General features: G+C 61.0%; 15 protein-coding genes. 8 read left to right on the top strand and 7 right to left on the bottom strand.

The window, feature by feature from the left end; all coding sequences use genetic code 11:
- Positions 1-15: 15 nt before the first annotated feature.
- Positions 16-258 carry a hypothetical protein gene (locus HL653_RS16900; protein WP_171745551.1) on the top strand — a complete coding sequence of 81 codons (243 nt, stop codon included), beginning with the start codon at positions 16-18 and terminating at the stop codon, positions 256-258.
- A gap of 195 nt (positions 259-453) precedes the next feature.
- On the opposite strand, the gene HL653_RS16895 is transcribed toward HL653_RS16900, so the two are convergent.
- Positions 454-1557, bottom strand: coding sequence for an NAD(P)-dependent alcohol dehydrogenase (locus HL653_RS16895; protein ID WP_171745550.1), 1104 nt, complete (start codon positions 1555-1557; stop codon positions 454-456).
- Positions 1558-2006: 449 nt separating this feature from the next.
- Here HL653_RS16895 and HL653_RS16890 point away from each other — a divergent pair, with 449 nt between their 5' ends.
- The 4 genes from HL653_RS16890 to HL653_RS16875 are packed head-to-tail and all read left to right on the top strand — an operon-like array spanning position 2007 to position 5422.
- The gene (locus tag HL653_RS16890; protein WP_171747056.1) at positions 2007-2585 is read left to right on the top strand and encodes an SRPBCC family protein; all 579 of its coding nucleotides are present in this window, start codon (positions 2007-2009) and stop codon (positions 2583-2585) included.
- Positions 2585-3772, top strand: coding sequence for a zinc-dependent alcohol dehydrogenase (locus HL653_RS16885; RefSeq protein ID WP_171745549.1), 1188 nt, complete (start codon positions 2585-2587; stop codon positions 3770-3772). The genes HL653_RS16890 and HL653_RS16885 overlap by 1 nt, the downstream gene beginning before the upstream one ends.
- 13 nt (positions 3773-3785) lie before the next feature.
- The gene (locus HL653_RS16880; protein ID WP_171745548.1) at positions 3786-4568 is read left to right on the top strand and encodes an SDR family oxidoreductase; all 783 of its coding nucleotides are present in this window, start codon (positions 3786-3788) and stop codon (positions 4566-4568) included.
- A gap of 32 nt (positions 4569-4600) precedes the next feature.
- Positions 4601-5422 carry an alpha/beta fold hydrolase gene (locus HL653_RS16875; RefSeq protein WP_367613565.1) on the top strand — a complete coding sequence of 274 codons (822 nt, stop codon included), beginning with the start codon at positions 4601-4603 and terminating at the stop codon, positions 5420-5422.
- Positions 5423-5707: 285 nt separating this feature from the next.
- Here HL653_RS16875 and HL653_RS16870 read toward each other — a convergent pair whose 3' ends face one another.
- The 5 genes from HL653_RS16870 to HL653_RS16850 form a co-directional block, all read right to left on the bottom strand.
- Positions 5708-7465, bottom strand: coding sequence for a glycoside hydrolase family 15 protein (locus HL653_RS16870; RefSeq protein ID WP_171747054.1), 1758 nt, complete (start codon positions 7463-7465; stop codon positions 5708-5710).
- 89 nt (positions 7466-7554) lie between these two features.
- Positions 7555-8862, bottom strand: a complete 1308-nt coding sequence (locus HL653_RS16865; protein WP_216599888.1) for a Gfo/Idh/MocA family protein — start codon at positions 8860-8862, stop codon at positions 7555-7557.
- Between the two features lie 1242 nt (positions 8863-10104).
- On the bottom strand, positions 10105-12858 hold the full coding sequence (locus HL653_RS16860) for a type II toxin-antitoxin system ParD family antitoxin (protein WP_171745547.1): 2754 nt from the start codon (positions 12856-12858) through the stop codon (positions 10105-10107).
- A 258-nt stretch (positions 12859-13116) separates the two neighbouring features.
- On the bottom strand, positions 13117-15330 hold the full coding sequence (locus HL653_RS16855) for a methyl-accepting chemotaxis protein (protein ID WP_171745546.1): 2214 nt from the start codon (positions 15328-15330) through the stop codon (positions 13117-13119).
- 196 nt (positions 15331-15526) lie between these two features.
- The gene (locus tag HL653_RS16850) at positions 15527-16165 is read right to left on the bottom strand and encodes a YbhB/YbcL family Raf kinase inhibitor-like protein (protein ID WP_171745545.1); all 639 of its coding nucleotides are present in this window, start codon (positions 16163-16165) and stop codon (positions 15527-15529) included.
- Positions 16166-16377: 212 nt separating this feature from the next.
- Here HL653_RS16850 and HL653_RS16845 point away from each other — a divergent pair, with 212 nt between their 5' ends.
- The 3 genes from HL653_RS16845 (at position 16378) to HL653_RS16835 (ending at position 19125) form a co-directional block, all read left to right on the top strand.
- On the top strand, positions 16378-17379 hold the full coding sequence (locus HL653_RS16845; RefSeq protein ID WP_171745544.1) for an aldo/keto reductase: 1002 nt from the start codon (positions 16378-16380) through the stop codon (positions 17377-17379).
- A gap of 431 nt (positions 17380-17810) precedes the next feature.
- Entirely contained in the window at positions 17811-18278 is a 468-nt protein-coding gene (locus HL653_RS16840; protein WP_171745543.1) for a BLUF domain-containing protein, read from the top strand.
- Between the two features lie 142 nt (positions 18279-18420).
- Positions 18421-19125 carry a RibD family protein gene (locus HL653_RS16835; protein WP_171745542.1) on the top strand — a complete coding sequence of 235 codons (705 nt, stop codon included), beginning with the start codon at positions 18421-18423 and terminating at the stop codon, positions 19123-19125.
- Positions 19126-19132: 7 nt separating this feature from the next.
- Here the strand turns inward: HL653_RS16835 and HL653_RS16830 are convergent, their stop codons facing one another.
- Positions 19133-20335, bottom strand: a complete 1203-nt coding sequence (locus tag HL653_RS16830) for an MFS transporter (RefSeq protein WP_171745541.1) — start codon at positions 20333-20335, stop codon at positions 19133-19135.
- Between the last annotated feature and the right edge of the window lie 117 nt (positions 20336-20452).

The raw sequence follows: 20452 nt of genomic DNA, 5'->3' as shown, positions 1-20452 counted from the left end.
GCCGGTCGAGTGCTGATGCTGAGCATCGTAGCACAGGCCACGCTGAACCTTGAACAGGCCCGATCCATGCGTGCGGAGGGGCGCGACTACCGGGAGATCGGCAAGCGGCTCGGATTGAGCTCCGGCCAACTGTGTCATATCCGGAAAGCGCTCAGGCGTGAGAAGGCGGCACGGACCCGCCTGCACAAGACGGATCCGCAGGCCTCATGCAATGCCCGGACGACCGACTGCCCGAACCCACGCAGCGAAGGACGATGACCCTGCAACCGCCCCCCCCAAAAAAAAGTTCGCCATACCATCCCACGTCGATGCATCCTCAGGCCAACCATGCAGGAGCAGGGCGACGTCGCCTGTCTCCAGGCCCGTCTCCTCACAACGTATCGACAGGTCGTCCGTCTCGACGGTCGCCATCCTGCCTCCTGCTCTTAATCGGTGGTGCAGGAATAGGCTGGCTCAGGCGTCCGCCATTTCCTGCTTGAGACTGGCCATGTCGATGACGTAGCGGAAGCGCACGTCGCCGCTTTTCACTTTTTTGTAGGCCTTATTGACGTCCTGGATCGCGATCACCTCGACGTCGGGGAAAATTCCCTTTTCAGCGCAGAAGTCCAAAATTTCCTGCGTTTCCGCGATGCTTCCGATCAGCGATCCGGACAGCACGCGGCGGTGCATCACCACCTCCTGATTGTTGTAGCCCGGCATTGGCCCAATCTCTCCGACCGCAACGAACGTACCGTCCCGCTTAAGCAGCGGGATGAAGGGGTCCGACTTGTGCTTTTCGGGGACGGTCGAGAGGATGAAGTCGAATTTCCGCTCCAGCGACTTCAGGGTATCGGAATCGCTCTCCAGAACGCCTATTGCGCCAAGCTTCTGGGCTTCGCCAACCTTCTCCTCAGTCGTGGTAAAGATGGTAACCTCGGCTCCGAGCGCCTTTGCGATCTTCAGCGCCATGTCGCCCAGTCCGCCAAAACCGACGACACCGACCGTGTCGCCCGCCTTCACACCCCAATATTTCATGGGCGAAAAGGTGGTGACTCCTGCGCAGAGGATCGGGGCCGCGGCTTCGATCGGTAACGATGTCGGAATCTTCAGGACGAAATCCTGTTTGACCACCACCACGTTCGAATATCCTCCGAACGTGTTATCACGGCCATACATGTTGCCCCCGTCGGGCGCCTGCGCGGCAGGCACCATGGGGCCGTTATACGTCGCAAGCCAGCTGTTCGGGCCTTCGCAATATTGCTCCTCATGCGCATGGCATGGCTCGCATGACCGGCAACTGTCGATCATGCAGCCTACGCCGACGAGATCGCCGATCGCATGCGCCGTGACGCCCGCGCCGATGCGGGTGACGCGACCGATAACCTCGTGACCTGGCATGCAGGGATAAACGGTGTTCGCCCAGTCATTCTCACATTGGTGGATGTCGGAGTGGCAGACCCCGCAATAGAGCACCTCGATCTCGACTTCTCCGGGACCGGCCTCTTCCCGCTCGAATGCCATCGGCTTCAGCCTGCTGAAGCTATGCTGCGCGGCATAGCCCATCGCTTTGATCGTCATGATGATGCTCCTCGCTTGAGATGATGGAACGACCCGATCATGCGGGTCCGGACAGCCGCTCGACGCACCGGTCGAGACGGCTACAGATGGCGTTGGTCACGCGCTTGCAAAGGATGCGCTTCCCATCGGCAGGATCACTGCAAGCGCTACGGGGTTATCATTGGAATATCGGTCCGTGGATGCATCAGAACCATTCGTGCGGCTGGGTGCTACCGCCAGGTCTGATCCCGACTGCACATCCGACATTATGCTCAGGGCGGCCGGTGCGAATACGGACATTGCGGGCTCCGGGGCGCGATTTTGGATCTCGCTTCAAAACCGCAGCGGGCCAACTCTGTTCCAGCATGATCGACGTTAAGTATTGGAAAAAGCAGCATTTCGGCGGAGTAACGATCGGAACCGTTGGGGCGTCTGGGGATTGGGCAAAACTCGACCGATCGGAGAGAATGATGGCCGGGACAGCCCACACCGACGATGCCCCTCTAGCGACTTCGAAGCAGTCCGGCGCCGCCGCCGACTTCACTGACAGCGTGATCGAAGGAAAGGGCAATGCGCTTAGTGCGCGCGCCGTGACGATCAACCGTCCAGCCGACGAACTCTATTCTTACTGGCGGGACCTTTCGAACCTGCCTACCTTCATGGACAATGTGGTTTCGATCACCTCGGACGGCGATCGCTCGCATTGGGTGGTCAAGGCGCCCGGCGGCAAAACCGTCGAGTGGGATACTCGGATCACAGAGGATCGGCCCAACGAACTGCTGGCGTGGGCATCCGAGGACGGCGCCGACATCGCCAACAGCGGCCGGATCGAATTCCGCGATGCCGGAACACGCGGCACCGTCGTTACAGCGACGATCGCCTATGATCCGCCGGCTGGCACGATTGGCAAGCTGATCGCCAAGATGTTCCAGCGCGAGCCCGCCATCCAGGCGCGTCGCGATCTGCGACGCTTCAAGCAGCTGATGGAGACTGGCGAGATCGCCACCTCGTCGCGCACCAAGGCGCAGCTCGAGAAGGAGAAGGCCTGATGCGTGCGCTCACCTGGCACGGGAAGCACGATGTCCGCGTCGACACCGTCGATGATCCCGAGATCCTCAACCCGCGCGACGCGATCATCAAGATCACAGCGACCGCGATCTGCGGCTCCGACCTCCACCTGTATGACGGCTACATTCCGACGATGCAGGCCGGCGATATCCTCGGCCACGAGTTCATGGGCGAGGTCGTCGAGGTCGGCCCCAAATCCACGCTCGAGAAGGGGCAGCGTGTTGTCGTGCCGTTCACGATGGCGTGCGGCAGCTGTTACCATTGCGGCAAGCATCAATATTCGGCCTGCGACAATGCGCTCCCCGCCGACAATCAGGACATCGCGCAGGAGCTTTACGGCCAGCCGATGAGTGGGCTGTTCGGCTACAGCCACATGACCGGCGGCTATGCCGGCGGCCAGGCGGAATATGTCCGGGTGCCCTTCAGCGACACGGGCCCGATCGTGATCCCGGACGGGATCGAGGACGAAAAGGTGCTGTTCCTGTCCGACATCCTCCCCACCGGCTGGATGGCGGCGGAGAACGCGCAGATCGAGCCCGGCGACACGGTCGCGGTCTGGGGCTGTGGGCCGGTCGGACTGTTCGCGGTCCAGTCCGCCTTCCTGATGGGTGCCGAACGCGTCATCGCGATCGACCATTTCCCTCACCGGCTGGAGCTGGCCAAGAAGTTCGGCGCGGAGACGATCAACTTTGAGGAGACCGCGACCTACGAGGCGCTGATGCTGATGTCCGGCGGGATCGGTCCCGATGCGGTGATCGACGCGGTCGGCCTCGAAGCACACGGCTTCTTCGTCGATAACGTGCTGGATCAGGTCAAGAAGACGCTGATGCTAGGCACGGATCGCCCGCACTCGATCCGTCAGGCCATCATCGCATGCCGCAAGGGCGGCCGCGTCTCGATGCCGGCCGTGTATGGCGGCTTTGTCGACAAGTTCCCGCTCGGTGCCTTCATGGAGAAGGGGCTGACGCTCAAGACCGGCCAGACGCATGTCCAGCATTATATGCCGGCGCTGCTCAACGCGATCCTGGAAGGCAAGATCGACACGACCTTCCTGATCTCGCACCGCATGGATCTCGAGGAGGCCCCGAAGGGCTACCAGATGTTCCACGACAATCAGAACGAGGTGACCAAGGTCGTGCTGAAGCCCGGCCTCGGGGCCGCTGCCTGAACGGAGAGATCCCTTGAGCAAATTCGCAATCATTACCGGTGCCTCGACCGGCATTGGCTTCGAGCTGGCAACGTTGGCGGCGAAGGACGGCTATGACATTCTGGTTGTCGCCGACGAACCGCTGATCAATGCGGCGGCTCAGGATTTCGAGCAGTTTGGGACCACGGTCGTGTCGATCGAAGCCGACCTTGCGACGACCGATGGTGTCGACGCGCTCCTCGAAGCGGTCGGCACGCGCCAGATCGATCTGCTGTGCGCCAATGCCGGTCACGGCCTCGGTCATGCGTTTCTCGAGCAGCAGGTCTCCGACTGGCGGCACGTGATCGACACGAACATCACTGGCACGCTCTATCTGATCCAGAAGGTGCTGCCGGCGATGGTGGCGCGCAACGAGGGCAAAGTGCTCGTGACTGGCTCGGTCGCGGGCTATATCCCCGGCGCGTTCCAGGCCGTCTACAATGGCACGAAGGCGTTCGTGGACAGCTTCACCGAGGCTCTCCGCAACGAGATCAAGGACAGCGAGGGCGTCACCCTGACGACACTGATGCCCGGCCCGGTCGACACCGAATTCTTCGCGCGCGGCGACATGCTCGATACATCGGTGGGCATCGATCCCGACAAGAGTGATCCCGCAGACGTTGCGCGCGATGGTTGGGAGGCGGTCATGGCCGGCAAGGCGTCGATCTTTTCCGGATGGAAGACCAAGGTGCAAGGCGTTCTCGCCAACGTCACGCCAGGCGCGATCCTGGCGGAACAGCACCGCAAAATGGCGGAGCCGGGTTCGGCCGACGGCTGATCCTATTCAGTTCGCAAACCCACAGGAGACGGATGATGGCGTTTATCGACGCGAGAGATGGGACGAAGCTGCACGTCAAGGATGCCGGGACCGGCCGTCCGGTCGTGCTCATCCACGGCTGGCCCCTGACCGGCGACATGTTCGAATATCAGACGCTGGCGTTGCTGGAATCCGGCTACCGCGTGATCACCTATGATCGTCGCGGGTTTGGACAGTCCGGTCACCCGCTGCTCGGCTATGACTATGATACGTTCGCCGACGATCTGGCCGCCGTTCTCGAAGCTCTGGACGTTTCGGGAGTGACGCTCGTCGGTTTTTCCATGGGAGGCGGCGAGATCGCGCGCTACCTCTCTCGTCATGGTGCAGCCCGCATCGCCAAGGTCGCGCTCGTATCTTCCGTGGTCCCTTACCTCCTGAAAAGCGACGACAATCCCAACGGCGTCGACCAGAGCGTCTTAGATGACATGAAGGCACAGATCCGCAAGGACAGGTTTGCCTTTCTGGGAAGTTTTGCCAAACAGTTTTACGGCGTCGGGTTGGTATCCAGTCCGGTCAGCAAGGAATTGATGGACTGGACATTCATTCTCGCTGTTATGGCAAGCCCGAAGGCAACGCTCAACTGTATTGATGCCTTTGGCAAGACCGACTTCCGTCCCGATCTTTCCGCTTTTACTGTTCCGACACTCATCATTCATGGAACGTCTGACAAGGTCGTTCCCATCGACGCATCCGGTCGTGCAGCCGCCGAAGCGATTCCGGGCGCAACACTCGTCGAATATGACGGCGAACCGCATGGCTTATTCGCCACCGCCCCCGAACGCCTGATCCAGAATCTGATACAGTTCATCGCCTAGTCGAACGCGGGCCGTCGGCGCCGGGAGCGAGTTCTCTGCGTCGACGATGAACCCGCCACCCAGCGGATATTTTGGTGCTCGGAGTGCCTGCTCGGACATGACACCGGCGGCATCCACCGCACCTCTTCTGGCTCGTCACTCTGCTCGAACATGGCGAACCTGCCGGTCCAGGCGACGCAATGGCGATGCATGCACTCCTGACGTCAGCTCGCACGGGTTCGCGGACGCGCTGAACTCGCGTTGAAGTCGCTCTTCGCCGAGAGTGACCAAGGTTAAGTGCCGCTATCAATTTGAGCATTCGTCACGGGTCGCGAGGCTATCGAGCGCCATGACATGCGCGAGATGCGACAGGCCTTGTGGCAAGTTGCCGAGAAAGGCACCGGTTCGCGGATCGACCATTTCGGACAGGATACCGACTCCGCGCCGGAGCGTGTCGTCCAGCGCAGCGAGCATCGCCTCCGCCTGCCCCCGCTGTCCGAGGAGCAGGCGTGCCTCGATCATCCAAAAGGTGCAGGCCAGGAAGCACCCTTCCTCGTCGGCCGAACCGCTATAGCGGTAGTGCCACGAGCCGACGCCAAGCTCTTGGTCGATCGCGTCGATCGTGCTTTGCAAGCGGTCTCGCCCGTCGAACCCGAAGCGGACCATGAGCGCCAGCGACGCATCGAGGCGATCGGTGCCAGGGTGGAGCACGAAGGAATTGCGCTCTACGGACCAGCAATTGTCGCCGATCCAGTTGGCGATCCGGTCGCGTTCACGCGCCCAACGCTCCCGACATGTCGTCGGAAGCTGTCCCTGGTCGGCGAGATCGACAGCCCGGGCGAGGGCCTGCCAGCAGCTTACCTTCGACATGGTGTAATGCTGTTCTTCCGCAAGCTCCCAGATACCGGAATCCTTCTGGCGCCAGCTATCAGCGCATTCATCCGCAAGGTGTGAGAGCGTCTCGGCGCTCGAGGGATCAAGGATGTTGCCGCAGTCGACGAAGCGCGCTGCGGTTTCGAAAATGTCGCCGTAGACACCGTGCTGGCGCTGCGCGGTGGCGGAATTGCCGCGGCGAACCGGCCGAGACCCTCGGTAGCCGGATACGTCGATCTCGGTGACGCCGGGCACGAGATCGCCGCCGAGCGTGTAGCAGACCCTGGAACCGTGCTGATCGAGACGCTTCAGCAGCCATGTGAAGGCGGCCTTCGCCTCCGGCTGGGCTCCGGCGGCAAGAAATGCCTTGATCGTGTAGCCGGCGTCTCGGACCCAGGCGTAGCGATAGTCGTAATTTTTCGCCTCGCCGATGTGTTCCGGCAGCGAAGTTGTCGCCGCGGCCGCGATCGCGCCGGAAGGTGAGTAGAGCAACAGCTTCAGGGCAAGCACGCTGCGGATGAATTCCGATCTCCTGTCCCCGCGATATGAAACCCGCTCGGCCCAAGCACGCCACTCGTCGTCGGAGAGATCAATCCGCTCATCGATCTCATCGATGCCTGGGACGACGAGGGGCTCTCCCTGCCCCGCGATAATCGCGACCACCTCGCGCTGGCCCTGCCTGATGCTCACAGCGCCGAACACGCCATCGTCACGCCGCTCAACATCGACGCCGGCCGAATGAAGAAACAGCCCTAGCACGTCGCCGACGTGGAAGATCGAATGTCCACCAATGCGCGACTGATAGGGGCTCGCCGTGTGCGCCCGCCGGCCGGGGCGCATCTCGAGTCTGAACCGAACGGTTCCGTCGAGACCATCGACACGGCGCGCGAGCTCCACCCAGGGAAGCCGACCCGCCGTACCGCTGTTGATCGACTCGGTGATCTTGGCTCGCCCTGAGGCCGTCGTGAAAACCGTCTCGAGCACGTTACTGTCGGGTCGATACCGTCGCTCGACGTCAAACGGCTCCGAGGGCGTCATCGAGAAGCGGCCCCCGTCGTCGGGGTCGAGAAGCCGGTCGAACAACGGCGGTGAGTCCAGATTGGGCACGCACAGCCAATCGATCGAGCCGTCCGAGCCGGACAGAGCGACGGTCCGCCCGTCACCGAGCGCGCCGTAATCCTCAAGAGGCAGGCATCCATCGGTATGCCTGTTCGATGACAGGGGAGCCGTCACGCGGTCGGAGATGACCGCGCGCGCTTTGTCCAACAAGGAAGGCACGATCAGGCGGACTGCGGCACGACGCTGATCAGCTGGTTCTCGCCTGGCTCCTTCGCAGGTTTCAGATGGAGAGCCTGGTCAGCCTCGATACCGCGGCTGCGGTGCCTGGGCTCCAGCGCCACGACCCTGCCCGTGTCCAGCGACTGCTCGACGGCTGCCAGGACGCGCATATCGAGAAAGCCCTCTTCCGCATCGGCCTCCGGCTGGCGATCATGGAGGATGCAGTCGGAGAAATACTGGGTTTCGTTGCCGAATTGCTCGACCGGATCGAATGTATGCGTTTCGCTGCCGTCGGCGGTCGTCTCGACGTAGGAAATGCCGATCGCGGGGCCGAACATGAAGCACGGCGATGCGTCTATCGTCGCCTTCGTGCCGACAAGCGTGAAACGCTCCGCAGGCGCCGTCGCATAGCTTACGGTGAACTGCGCAATCCGTTCACCCGGGAATTGGAGCGTGACCGCGACCGTGTCATGGAAATTGAAACTGCGACCAGATGTCGTCGTGCCAATCGCGTGGACGGCGGTCGGCTCCAGGCCGAACAGATTGCGGACGGCGTTCAGCGGATAGGTCCCCATGTCTGGGACCGGCCCGCCCCAATAGCCATTATGACCGCGCGAATTCTCTTCGGCGACGTTCTGGGCAAAGGTGGCGGTGAAGAAACGCAGGTCTCCGAAGTCACCTTTTTGCGCGCGCGTGACCATCTCTACCGTACCCGGCTCGTGATGCAGCCGATACGCGATCATCAGCTTCGCGCCCGAGGTCTTCTGCATGTCCATGATCTGCTCAGCATCCGCGAGGCTGGCCGTGGCCGGCTTCTCCAGCAATACGTGAATGCCAGCCTCCAAGGCAGCGAGGACATAGGGCGTATGCAGCGCGTTTGGCGTTGCCACGTACACTGCATCAATCTCGCCGGAACGCAGAAGGGTAGCATATTCGTCGTAAGACCAGGCCTTGATCTTGTACTTGCTCGCAAGCTCGTCCGCCTTGACAGGATCGCCGGTCACAAGAGCGGCCAGTTCAGAATTGTCGGTCCGGGATATGCCGGGCATGAACGCCTGCTGCGAAATCTGGCCGCCGCCGACCACGGCATAGCGCACCTTGTTCTTGCGTCCGAACATGCAAGCTCCTGTTTTTTCGAAGGGGATGTAAGGGGAACGACGCAGCCAGTAGTCCGGTTTCACGGCCGGCCTGAGAAGCCCGGCGGGCAGCCCCGTCAAACTGATGAACAGCTCTCCCCTCCCACTTTTCGATGCCGCGCCGAAGGCAATCCAAGCTGAGCTTTGCCCCGCTTGAACATCACACTGCACCATCGATGAGGTCCGATTGTGCTCAGGGCCCGCCGGGATGCCCAACGGCCTCTCCCGGCGCATTCACCTCGATATGCGATGGCCTAATGACAGAGGTCTCGAACGCAGCGTCTGCCCACGCGCTTGCCGGCCAGGCGCCATCATTCGACGGCAGGTTGTCCATGAATATCATGTCAGACCATATATTGGTCAACACCTCGATAACGATGTCACCGTATTTTCCATATCATTTTATACACGAAATTAGTTACAGCCAAATCAATTACAACATGTATAAACATTACAAACGTGAAATGCACTAATATATATTTTATGACCATTACTTGATCTATCTACATTATATTTCAATTAAGACCAATGATATAACATTAAATGATACCAACTCATCATATGAATGAAACAGTCGAATCTATTCATCATAATAGATCAATTGCCATATAAAAACGACGAAGCGATGAACTGAAAATTGGCTGATCCGCTTAGGCGTGATGCCGAGATGGAACGAACAGCAGGCGGCGACAGCCTATAAAGCTGGCTACGCATGCGGGCGTGCGCCTACCGGGCAATGGTGGCATTGCCCATTTGATATTTGCGATGACCTTCAACAATTGTCGTGGATGGAGGGCTTTTCAGCGGGGCGCACGGAACGGGACCGATCCGCTCTCGACACTAAGATCTCGCGGAGACATGACCCTGCGAAGACATGACAATGTGTGTGGTTGATGCAACCGACGTATGTCCGTGTCCTCTTGGGTGAGCGAGGCAGCCGTCCGGCGCCAGTTCGTACCCAGCGGGTTCAGGGTGTTGGCGGTCGATTGGTTTGCCTTTGTGAGCCCTCCGGCCGCCCCCGCCCTTCCCAGCGAGCCGTCAGTTAATCCGTTTCCGACTTTGGAGTGTCGTCTTGATGAGGAACAGCTATGCTCCCCGGGCCGCGGGTCGCCAGCGCGAGGAGGCCGATTGCGAGGATCGCAGCGAAAACGAGATAAATGATAAGATTGCGAGTGGGGCGCTTTGAAGATTTATTGTCCGACATCATCGCTCCTCGGTTAAAGCGAATGAACGAAACAGCTCTCGTGTTCGTGCCAATACGATTCAGGATTCGACTGAGATAGTCTGAACACTCTCAGGGGGGGGGCGTGTCGTCTGACATAACGATCGCATAATCGTTCAGGCGATCAACGTTCGTGCGACATCCGATCCTTGCGCTCCGTTGCCCGAAATTCAGTTGCTGCGCTCCGGCTAGCCTCATTCACCCTTAACGCAATCTTTGTCGATTGCCGGCTCTCCCTGACCACCGTTGGCTTGATCCGTGACGGTCGAGACCTTCTTCATGGCTGAGAGACTGATCGCCCTGACGAGGGCGGTCGCATCGAAGGGTTTGTGAAGAATTACGACGGTCGGATCGTCCCTTCCGAACATGACGTCGTTATCGCCTGTTGCGAAGACGATGCCAATCCCGGGCCGGAGGGTTCGGGCACGCTCGGCAAGCTCGGGCCCGGACTGTCCGGGCAAATTTACGTCTGTAATGAGCACGTCGATCGGTACAGTCTGCAACGCGGTCACGGCGTCTTCAGCACTCGGCGCCGTCACTACCGTCATCATCTCCGCCAGCATTTCGGAGGTCACCGAACGGATCAGCTCATCATCCTCGACCACCAGCACATTGAGCTTCTGCGTTTCGGCACAAAGTGTCTGCGGCTCTGTTCCTAGCTTCCCCTGCTCACGACGAGCCTTGTTGCACTGCTGCTGGTTGGCCAGGACATGCCGAAATTTGCGGGCGAGAGCCTCGCGCGAATAGGGCTTTGAGAGCAGTTCGACTCCGGCATCCAGCTTGCCCCCATGCACGATCGAATTCTCCGTATAACCGGACGTGAAGAGCACGGTGAGATCGGGCAGCCGTTCGCGCGCCATCCGGGCGAGTTCGGGGCTCTTGAGGCGACCGGGCATCACGACGTCCGTGAACAGGATGTCGATCGGGATACCGCTTTCGATCACACTCAGCGCACTGCTGGCGTCGACCGCCTTGAGGACGCGGTAGCCGAGCTCGCTCAGCATCTCGACCACGGTCGCCCGGACCTCGTCATCATCCTCGACGACGAGAACGGTTTCGCTGCCACCGGCCGTAGGACCACTCTCGACATCGATCTCGATATCTTCCGGCGCATCGGCACGCGGCAGATAGAGCTTGATCGTCGTCCCCTCGCCGACTTCCGAATAGATTTTGACGTGCCCGCCGGACTGCTTGACGAAGCCGTAGACCATCGAAAGGCCAAGCCCCGATCCCTTGCCCTCGCCTTTGGTCGAAAAGAACGGTTCGAACACTTTCTCGATAATCTCAGGCGGCATTCCGCAGCCGGTATCGGTCACGGCGAGCATCACATATTGGCCCGCAGCCACCTCGGAATGCTGGCGCGCATAATCGTCATCGAGGCTCGCATTGCCGAGTTCGATCGTGAGCTTGCCCTGGCCCTCCATGGCGTCGCGCGCGTTGATCGCGAGGTTGAGCAGCGCATTCTCGATCTGGATCGGATCGATGAAGGTGTTCCAGAGGCCACCGCCGACGACCGTCTCGACTTCGATTCCTTCTCCGATCGCCCGGCGCAACATGTCGTCCATGTCGCGGACGAAGCGGGTCGCGTTGACCACCTTGGGCTCCAGCGCCTGTCGGCGGCCGAACGCCAGCAGCTGGGCGGCAAGCTTGGCGCCTCTGGAAACGCCCGCCATCGCATTGGCGATCCGGCGCTCGGCGCGGTCGTTGCCAGACACGTCCTTGACCAGCATCTGGAGGTTGCCCGAGACGACCTGCAGCAGATTGTTGAAGTCATGGGCGACACCGCCCGTGAGCTTGCCGATCGTCTCCATTTTTTGCGCCTGGGCGAGTTCTGCCTCGGCCTGCCGACGATCGCCGATCTCCTGGATCACGCGCGCTTCGAGCGTCTCGTTCAGTACGCGCAACTGTGCTTCGGCCCGCTCCCGATGCTCTATATGGCGATTGAGCGCCTTTTCCCGTTCGACACGCTCCGAGACGTCGAAGGCGAGAACGTGGAAGCCGCTGACCGATCCATCGGCTTCGATCCGCGGAATATAACGGACGTCGGCTGCCCGCTCGTCACCGTCCCGGTAAGGCAGCACCGTGTCTGAGTGGATCGTTTCTCCGGCCAGCGCGCGCGTCATCATTGGCTGACGGCTTTCGAAGAAAGCTTCGCCGAAAACGTCCCGCACATGGCGATCGACGACATCGGCAGGCTTCAGGCCGAGCCAGTCCTCATAGAAGCTGTTCGCGAACCGATAGACATGGTCCCGGTCTATGAATGCGATGAGGACGGGCAAGGCGTCCGTAATGCTGCGCAGTTCGGCTTCGCTCCGCGCCAGCATGCGCTGGGCCTCCACCTTCTCGGTATTCTCGATGACCGTGCACATCACGCCGCCGACCCGGCCGCCGGCTTCTCGGATGGGCGAATAAAACAAGTCGAAGGTAACCGCTTCGTCCAGGCCATTGCGCCGAACCACCATGGGCTGGTCCCGATGCGAAAACACCTCGCCCCTGAAACCGGCCTCGAGGATGACGCGATTGAAGTCCCAGATCTCAGGCCAGATTCCGGATACGGTGCCTCCCAGCGCTTTCGGATGATAACCGCCCGCGATAACGCTGTAGCTATCATTGTAGATCATGACGTGCTCGGGGCCCCACATGAGCACTTTGGGCACGGGCGAGTTGACGATGTTGGTGACGGTCGCGCGCAGCTCTGGAGACCAGCGGGCGGGATCGCCGAGCGGGGAACGGGCCCATTCATAAGCTCGGATCAGATCGGCGCATTCTCCGTTGCCATGCAGCCAGGGGCCATCCGGCACGGCAGGCGCTTCCCGATCTCGCAGCAGCTTGATCGCGGTGCGGACGACCTCACTGGCATTGCCATACTCGCCAGCGGCGAGCCTGCTCTCGATAAACTGATCGAGCTCGGGCGTGAGCGACACGTTGCGCGACTGGCGAATGGGCATGCGGAATTTTAGGCGATGAGGCGCCTGTGTCAACAAATGGCAGATGCAACAACTTCGCTTATTGTCAAAACGAAGTTATGTGCAGATCGGCTCCCTCCACCTGCCTGGCGTTGATGTTTGAGCAGTGCTGCAGCCCCCTCTTGCAGCGGGTCAACGCGACGTGGCCCCGATCACGCGCAGCCCCCCTTCCGGCCTTCGGCATGAACAATAAACGTGGAGACAGAGGTCAGCCCGCCGCCTCCCGTCGTCGCCGTGCGCTCATGCGGCCGCGCGCATTTTTCCCGTCACGTCGTTCAGAGTAAAGGTTTCAACGATACGATCGAGCTCGCCCGCCCTGATTGTGGTTTCATCCACAGTATTCTGAAGCTGCCCCGCGAGAGAGTTATTGTCGGCAGTTGATCTTTCGATCCGGTGAAGGCGATCGTTCAATTCCCCGATGCTTGCCGCCTGCTCGCGGTTTGCCCGCGCGATCACGTCCAGTCGTGCGGCATTGTCTTCAACCGCAGCGTGCATCGATTCCAGATTTTCAGTGACCTCGGTCATCATCACAGAGCCATTGGCAAGCTCGCTGCGCGTCTGCTCAATAAGCATCCGGGCTTCCCGAGAGGCGTCAGCAGCGCGATTGGCAAGTGCTTTCACTTCGGACGCGACCACGGCGAATCCGAGTCCGGCCTGGCCCGCCCGCGCGGCCTCAATGGATGCATTGAGAGCCAGCAGAGATGTGCGCGACGCGATTCCGTCGATCGTATTCATCACGCTCGAAATGGAGGAGGAGGATGCCTCCATTTTCTCCATGGCTACCCGCGCCTCGGCGATCACATGCTGACCCGAGATCACGGAGGTTGCCGCCTGCCGTCCGCGCTCGCTTGCGACCTCGGCATGACTGGCATTCTCGGCCACCACCTTCGACAGGCGGTCAATGGCGTCGGACGCCGTCCGAAGCGAGGCTGTCTCCTCCACCGTTCTGCGCGAAAGCTCGCTGGCCTCTGTCCGAAGGGAGCCGGTAGCCTCCTTCAACTGGCGCGACGTACGATGAAGTTCACCCAATATTTCTCCCAAGCGGTCAGCCACGGTGTTCGTGGCGGATTGCAGCTTGGCAAAGGCGCCCTGATAGTCACCCTTCACACGCCGGCTGAGGTCCGTGCTGGCGATGGCCCCAAGGACCTCGCCGGTCTCTCGCAGGCCGGTGTCCATCGTCTCGACAAGATCATCGATGGAGCGCGCCAATTCATTCATTTCGGGGTCGGGAAACGTTCGTCCCACGCGCGCGCTGAAGTCGCCAGCGACCGCTGCATTCACGACCCGGCCGAACGAATGCTGCAGGTTGGCCATCATCACCTTCCTGGCAAGGGCCTCTTTGCCAAGCCGGGCTACTTCTGCTCCGGTAAGCTCTTCGACGCGCGCGCGATCGGCACGGAACACCGTGAATGCGCGAGCAAGCTCGCCCACCTCGTCGGCGCGCGCCTTCAGTTCCGGAGCGAGGGAGGCATTCGATCCTTCCACAAGTCCGTTCATAGCCGCGATGATCGTGTTGAGCGGGCGCAGGAGATAGCGCGCGAGCATGAGCCAGATCAGAAGCAGCGAGGCGAGTATCTCGATCGCGCTGAAACCGGCGTTGAAACGAACCGACCGGTTTAATCCCGCCATCGCCACATTCTCGTCGAGCGAAAGTCCGATCCGCCAGCCCTCCCCTGCTTTTCCGGGGATCGACGCGAAAGTGACGAACCTCCGGTGGCCGGATTGGGTCACTTCCGTGAGGTGCTCAGAAAGCACGGGTTTGTCACCATCGAACAGGTCGGCGACCGGATGTCCAACGACCCGCTTGTCACTGTGAACCATGATCTTACCGGAGCGGTCGACAAGGAAAACTTGGGAACCATGTGGCTTATCGGCCTCGAGCATCGCGACCAGACTTTTGATCGAGAAGTCCGCACCGGTCACGCCAACGATCGTCCGGCCTCGGATCAGCGGGGTGGCAATCGTAACCACGTCCTCTTCGAGCGAATCGTCGCGATACGGTTCGGTCAGGACTGTTCGATGCTCCGAAACCGCCTTCCTGAACCATGGACGGTTGCGCGGGTCGTAGCCTGGAGACAGCGGTCGGAGATGAGGATAATTGTGAAACGCGCCGGTGAGGGCATCTCCATAATAGACGCCCGTGAAGCTGTTCAGCAGGGTCTGATGTTTGAACACATCTTCCGGGGATTGTCCGGACGGTTGAAGAAGAACGTCTTCGTTCGCGCTTTCGACAAGCTGCCGTCGCCCCTCGAACCACAGGCTCGCCGCCCGCGCCTGAGCTCGTGCAGCCGTCACGAGCGAGACCGCGATTTCGCCACGAATGGCTTCGTTCGTGCTGTGATAGGAGAAAGTCGCGGCGGTCGCGAAGATCAGGCTGCCGATCGCACCCATCGCAATGACGATGCGTCCGGCAATGCCACGCGGAACCGCCGAAAAATTGATTGCACGCGCCATCGCACAGCCCCCAAACCCAGACCGGGCGCGATATTCACATATCGTAAATTAGCTCTTAAGGGCGCGGCCGTGAAATGGGTAAACCAATCTAAGTAAAAGAGAATATCGGTGGAGGACGGTTAACGCTGATCATCGACGACCTGAGGGTCGCGTAGACCTTTGTACCGGACGCGGAACTTTTGCCAGATCCGTAGTCTCAGGGGGCGACGATCCGACCGGACACCATCGCTGAGGCGTCTGCTGTCTCGATCTCAGTCGGTTCATTGCGGGAATAAGTGCCGACAAAGATGGCCGCAGCCAGTACACGACCAGCAATTGCCTCCACAAATTCACCCCTACCCGGGCTTGGGCCGAGGAGCGGAATGTCGCGGAGCGCGAAGAGCTGGAAAACATAGTCGTGCTCGCCGTGCCCCGTCGGCGGGTCCGGTGGAAGCCACCCTTCGCGCAGAAAGCTGTTGCGACCGACGTCGCGTCGCCGACCACCCTCCCCATCTGCCACAATCGCGCCTTCGGACAAGCGTCGCTCGCTCGCAGGAATGTTCCATATTATCGCGTGCACCAGCGGCTGCGACGTCGGCGCGTCGGGATCCTCGACGATCAGCGCCAGCGAAGCCGCGCCCTCCGGTACACCTGTCCAAACGAGAGGCGGGGAAACGCCCTCCCCATCGGCAGTGAACCGGACAGGCAGGCGCGCACCGTCCCCGAAGGCCGGGCTGGAAAGCTCGAACGTATCGGCTCCAAGTCGAATGTGGGGATCTGCCGCGACCAGCTTTTCGTGACCGGCCCGCCGGTTGCGCAAAATGTGGCCGAGCCATGCCGGAACATGTTCGAGCATCGTCGTCTCCTCACCTGCAAAGCGCGCAAAGTCCCGGATCGTTCAAAGCGAAATGACGCCGGTCACCGCCTGCGGGCCCCGCCAAGGGCGCGAGCACAAAGCGTCCCCATGCCTGTTCGTATAATTAGCCGCTGGGTTGAGGCTCCACAGTTTCGGATGCAGCCCATCGCGACCTGCGGGGTTCTTTCTGTTCCCACTCGAAAGGCCTGCCCATGACGACGCGTTATCGACCCGCCCATGATTTCGGCCTCGGCGGGGTCGCCCACGGCAATGAATTTCGCTTCGCGACCGACGAGCAGGCCGAAGCGACGCTCGCCGCCGCCTGGGACGCGGGCGTCCGCTATTTCGACGTGTCGCCTTGGTATGGGCTCGGCCTCGCTGAGCGGCGCTTCGGCCGATTCCTGTCGCGCAAACCCCGCGGCGAGTTCATCATCTCGTCCAAGGTCGGTAAACTGCTACACGCCAGCCGTGACAACGACGCCAAGAAATACTTCCCGTTCACGACATCTCCCAACACACCGCATTTCGATTACAGTGCTGACGGCGTCCTGCGCTCCATCGAGGACAGCTTACAGCGGCTCGGCCTCGATCGCCTGGACATTGTCTTCGTGCACGACCTGTCTCCTGACAATGGCTTCCTGCCGGACAACTGGGACGCGCTGTGGCCCACTGCCGAGAAAGGGGCGTTTCCGACGCTGACACGCCTGCGCGAGGAAGGTGTGATCGACGCGTGGGGCATGGGCGTGAATTGTCCGCAGCCCATCATGAGGTGCCTGAAGACAGCTGATAGCGATGTCCATCTTCTCGCCAGCCAATATTCGTTGATCGATCACGACAATGCTGTTGAAGAGATTTTCCCCGCTGCCCGGGCGAAAGGTGTGAGTTTCGTGGTCGGCTCCGCGCTCAATGCCGGGTTTATCGGCGGCGCACACCGCTTCAACTATGGTGAGGGGAACACGCTGATACCATATGACAAGCGTGAGAAGCTCGCCAAGCTGCGCGCGATCGCCGACCAGCATGGCGTCGACCTCGTCGCGGCTGCGCTTCAATTCAGTCGGGCGCCGGACGTTGTGTCATCTCTGATCGTCGGCACGGCGAACGCAGATCATGTTCTTGCTGACCATGCCGCACTCAGCGCGAATATCCCGGTCGAATTTTGGGAGAATTTACGCGCTCAGGATTTGGTCCATCCAGATGCGGCGCTGCCGTCTTGACGAGCGGGGATCGAGTGCAATCTTTCCGAGCGAGGCGCGATCTTCTGCGAGGTTTGACATGCTCGCGTCATTCACCATGAACACCGTCTGGCTCTACGTCGGGGAAGCGCTTGGTGGCGTGGCGTGATCGGCGTCGCGCGTCTGAAAGAGAGCGGGTGTCACGTCTTGGAGAAGAAACCCAAAATTCAGAGGCGAAGGAAGCGAAAGTGAAGCACGCAGCGCCCGCCGATCACGGGTTATCTCGGCTCAACCGAATAAACGGGCTCTCCAGTGAGCCAATGGGCATAAAGATCACTTGTTCCCGGGGCACTACAGACGTGTCTTCATGCCCTTGCGACTGGTAGCATGGACGACCGCCGCTCCTTTGCCGAGCATGGACATGTTCAGACTTAATCTGCGTTGTGATGGTCGGGCCACAGCCTCAGATTTTTATGGAGAATGCCAAAAGTGAGGAAGCGCGTCGACATGTCGACGGTTACGTCGACATGACCTTAAATCTGCGCCGCATTGTCTATCTTAGTACGGCTGCCAAGTCGCTCTCTGACGACGTGGTGAGTTCGATCGCCATGCAGGCGGGTACCCGGAATCGGATCACTGCCATCAGCGGAATACTTCTGTCGGATGGTCGCCGCTTCATACAGGTTTTGGAGGGCAGCCCGTTTCATGTCGAAGCAACGATGAAGCGCATCGTGCATGACCCGCGCCACGTGGACATAAAGGTGGCGGAGAATGTTGCGACCGATCGACGCTGCTTCGGCACCTGGTCGATGCAGTTCCGAAGGGTTGGCGACGGATATTATTCCAAGGACTTCGTGCGTGAGGTCGCAGAGGCCGCCCGCGACATCCAAGACGTCAGCGTCAAAGCCCTCCTCGTGGGATTCGCCGCGCTGGGCCGGTAGCAGCCTGGCCGCTCCTTTATAATCGACGGCAGACACCATGCGCGTATTGGCCCTCGAATGCACGAGTCCGCCGCCGCCAGGCGCCTAACAGCGAATTCGCGCGTTCTCGCTGCCCTGCTCAATCACCTTGGAGACGGATGGCGTGACCGATCGCCCGCGTATCATTTGCCTGATGACCTCGTCGCTGGACGGGCGGCTGCACCCCAGTCGCTACACCCATAGCCCAGACGGGACGCCCGAAGACTGGAGCGCGGCGTATGAAGCATTGCACGATGAATTGGGCGCCGACGCGTGGATCGTCGGTCGGACCACCATGGCGGAGATAGCCAAAGGCATGCCGCATCCGAGGGCTGCCGGATCTCCGCCGCCGCGTCCCTGCCATCTGGTCGGAGCCAAGGGTCCATTCGCTATCGCGCTCGACCGGTCCGGCAAACTGCATTTCGCCGCGCCAGACGTGGGTGGCGATCCGATCATCGTTCTGCTGGGCCCGGACGTCGCCGACGCTCATCTTGCCGAGCTCATCGATGATGGAATCTCGTACATCGTCGCCGAGCATGCCGGCATGACACTTGCGCCGCTGCTGCAGATCCTCAAACGGGAAATGGGTATCGAAACCCTGCTTCTCGAAGGTGGCGGTGGCATCAACGGTTCCTTCCTTGCCGCCGGGGTGGTTGATGAAATCTATCTCCTTCTCACTCCCGCGGTGGACGGCTCGTCGAGCCGTTCGGTCATTGAAACAGGCGGCGAAGGGCTAAAAGGCAAGGTGCAGCTGTCTCTGCTTGCATGCGACCGTCTCGATTCAGGTGCGGTGTGGCTGCGCTACAGGGTGACCTCCGCCGAAGAGTAGCGCTCGGTCATGCCGTGGACCGGTCTCCCGGGATTCTGCCGTTCCGCCCGGCGCGTGTGGCAAAAATCATGACGCATCCGGCTGCTCCGATCAGGAGCGCCAGGGGGCTGGTCCAGCCGCCGGTTGCGTCGTGCAGCACGCCGATCAGCAGAGGTCCCGTGGCCGCGCCTATATAACCAATGAACTGAGCCATGGAGGACAGCGCCGCTGCCTGATGATGGTCATGGGTGCGTAACCCGAACAGCGACAGGCTGGTCACCATTGCGACGCCAGCTCCGAGGCCGGCGATCGCCAGCCAAAGCAGCGAACCGCGCGGCGCGAGCAATAACCCACTGGTGCCGATCAAAAGCATCAGTCCGCAGCAGAATCCGATCCCGGCCTGATCGCGGAAACGGCGAATGAGAGAGGCCGTGCCCAGGTTCGTCGAAACCGCGACGACCTGGTAGACCAGGAGCATGATGCCGGCAGATGTCGCCGCTACTCCCCGGCTGGTCGCATAGGAGGCGAACCAGTCGACGATCGCGTAAAAAATGAGCGAGTGGAACGCGAAGAACAACGACACCTGCCAACCGATCGGATGGCGCCAAGGTGATACCGCTAAGGGATCGCCGGCTGCGACGGGATGGAGATGAGTCTGCCGGCGCCGCAATTGCGGCGCCCAGACCAAGAGCGTCCCGAGCGCCAGTCCCCCCCAAGCGCCGATAGACCAGCGCCAGTCCGCCCCGGGGATCCTCGCGATCGGAACTGCCAGCCCCGCCGCGAGACCCGCAAAGGCCGCCATCGCCGCTGCGTAGAGGCCGATGAGCCCCGCCGCTCGTGTTGAATGATCGCGCTTGACCAGAGCCGGCAGCAAGACGTTACCGAAGGCGATACCAGCGCTGAGCAACGCCGTGCCTGCCCAGATTGCGCCTGCTATCTGGGCAGAACGAAGAACGGTGCCGACGAAAATGGCGAGGACCGACCCACCGAGTACCCGCTCGAGCCCATACCGCCGGCCGAGCGCGGGCGCGATAAGCGAGAGCAGGGCAAAGATCAGCAGCGGCAGCGCATTCAGCACGCCTGCGGTCGTCCCGCCGAGGCCGAGGTCGCTCTGGATGTCCGCCAGGACCGGGCCCACGCTCGTAATCGGCGCGCGAAGGTTCGCTCCGATCAGGACTATACCGATAAGAAGCCGGATCGAAGGCCGATCATATTGGGAAAGAGAGTCCACGTCAGGATCCTGCACGCGCGGCTGCTCATTCGAGACAGCCGCGATATCGTGCGTTGGTTGACGTTAACGCTTACGCAAGAGGCGCGAAGCACCCTCTCGTCTGTGCCGCCGACTACG

It is taken from the genome of Sphingomonas sp. AP4-R1 (genome assembly GCF_013113735.1).
Classification (GTDB): Bacteria; Pseudomonadota; Alphaproteobacteria; order Sphingomonadales; family Sphingomonadaceae; genus Sphingomonas_I.
This window is presented reverse-complemented; position numbering and strand designations above follow the sequence as displayed.

Excerpts from the sequence above, each read along its gene's own strand:
- HL653_RS16900 (WP_171745551.1), top strand. The coding sequence starts at position 16 with ATGCTGAGCATCGTAGCACAGGCCACGCTGAACCTTGAACAGGCCCGA.
- HL653_RS16895 (WP_171745550.1), bottom strand. The coding sequence starts at position 1,557 with ATGACGATCAAAGCGATGGGCTATGCCGCGCAGCATAGCTTCAGCAGG.
- HL653_RS16890 (WP_171747056.1), top strand. The coding sequence starts at position 2,007 with ATGGCCGGGACAGCCCACACCGACGATGCCCCTCTAGCGACTTCGAAG.
- HL653_RS16885 (WP_171745549.1), top strand. The coding sequence starts at position 2,585 with ATGCGTGCGCTCACCTGGCACGGGAAGCACGATGTCCGCGTCGACACC.
- HL653_RS16875 (WP_367613565.1), top strand. The coding sequence starts at position 4,601 with ATGATGGCGTTTATCGACGCGAGAGATGGGACGAAGCTGCACGTCAAG.
- HL653_RS16865 (WP_216599888.1), bottom strand. The coding sequence starts at position 8,862 with ATGGTGCAGTGTGATGTTCAAGCGGGGCAAAGCTCAGCTTGGATTGCC.
- HL653_RS16860 (WP_171745547.1), bottom strand. The coding sequence starts at position 12,858 with ATGCCCATTCGCCAGTCGCGCAACGTGTCGCTCACGCCCGAGCTCGAT.
- HL653_RS16855 (WP_171745546.1), bottom strand. The coding sequence starts at position 15,330 with ATGGCGCGTGCAATCAATTTTTCGGCGGTTCCGCGTGGCATTGCCGGA.
- HL653_RS16850 (WP_171745545.1), bottom strand. The coding sequence starts at position 16,165 with ATGCTCGAACATGTTCCGGCATGGCTCGGCCACATTTTGCGCAACCGG.
- HL653_RS16845 (WP_171745544.1), top strand. The coding sequence starts at position 16,378 with ATGACGACGCGTTATCGACCCGCCCATGATTTCGGCCTCGGCGGGGTC.
- HL653_RS16840 (WP_171745543.1), top strand. The coding sequence starts at position 17,811 with ATGGAGAATGCCAAAAGTGAGGAAGCGCGTCGACATGTCGACGGTTAC.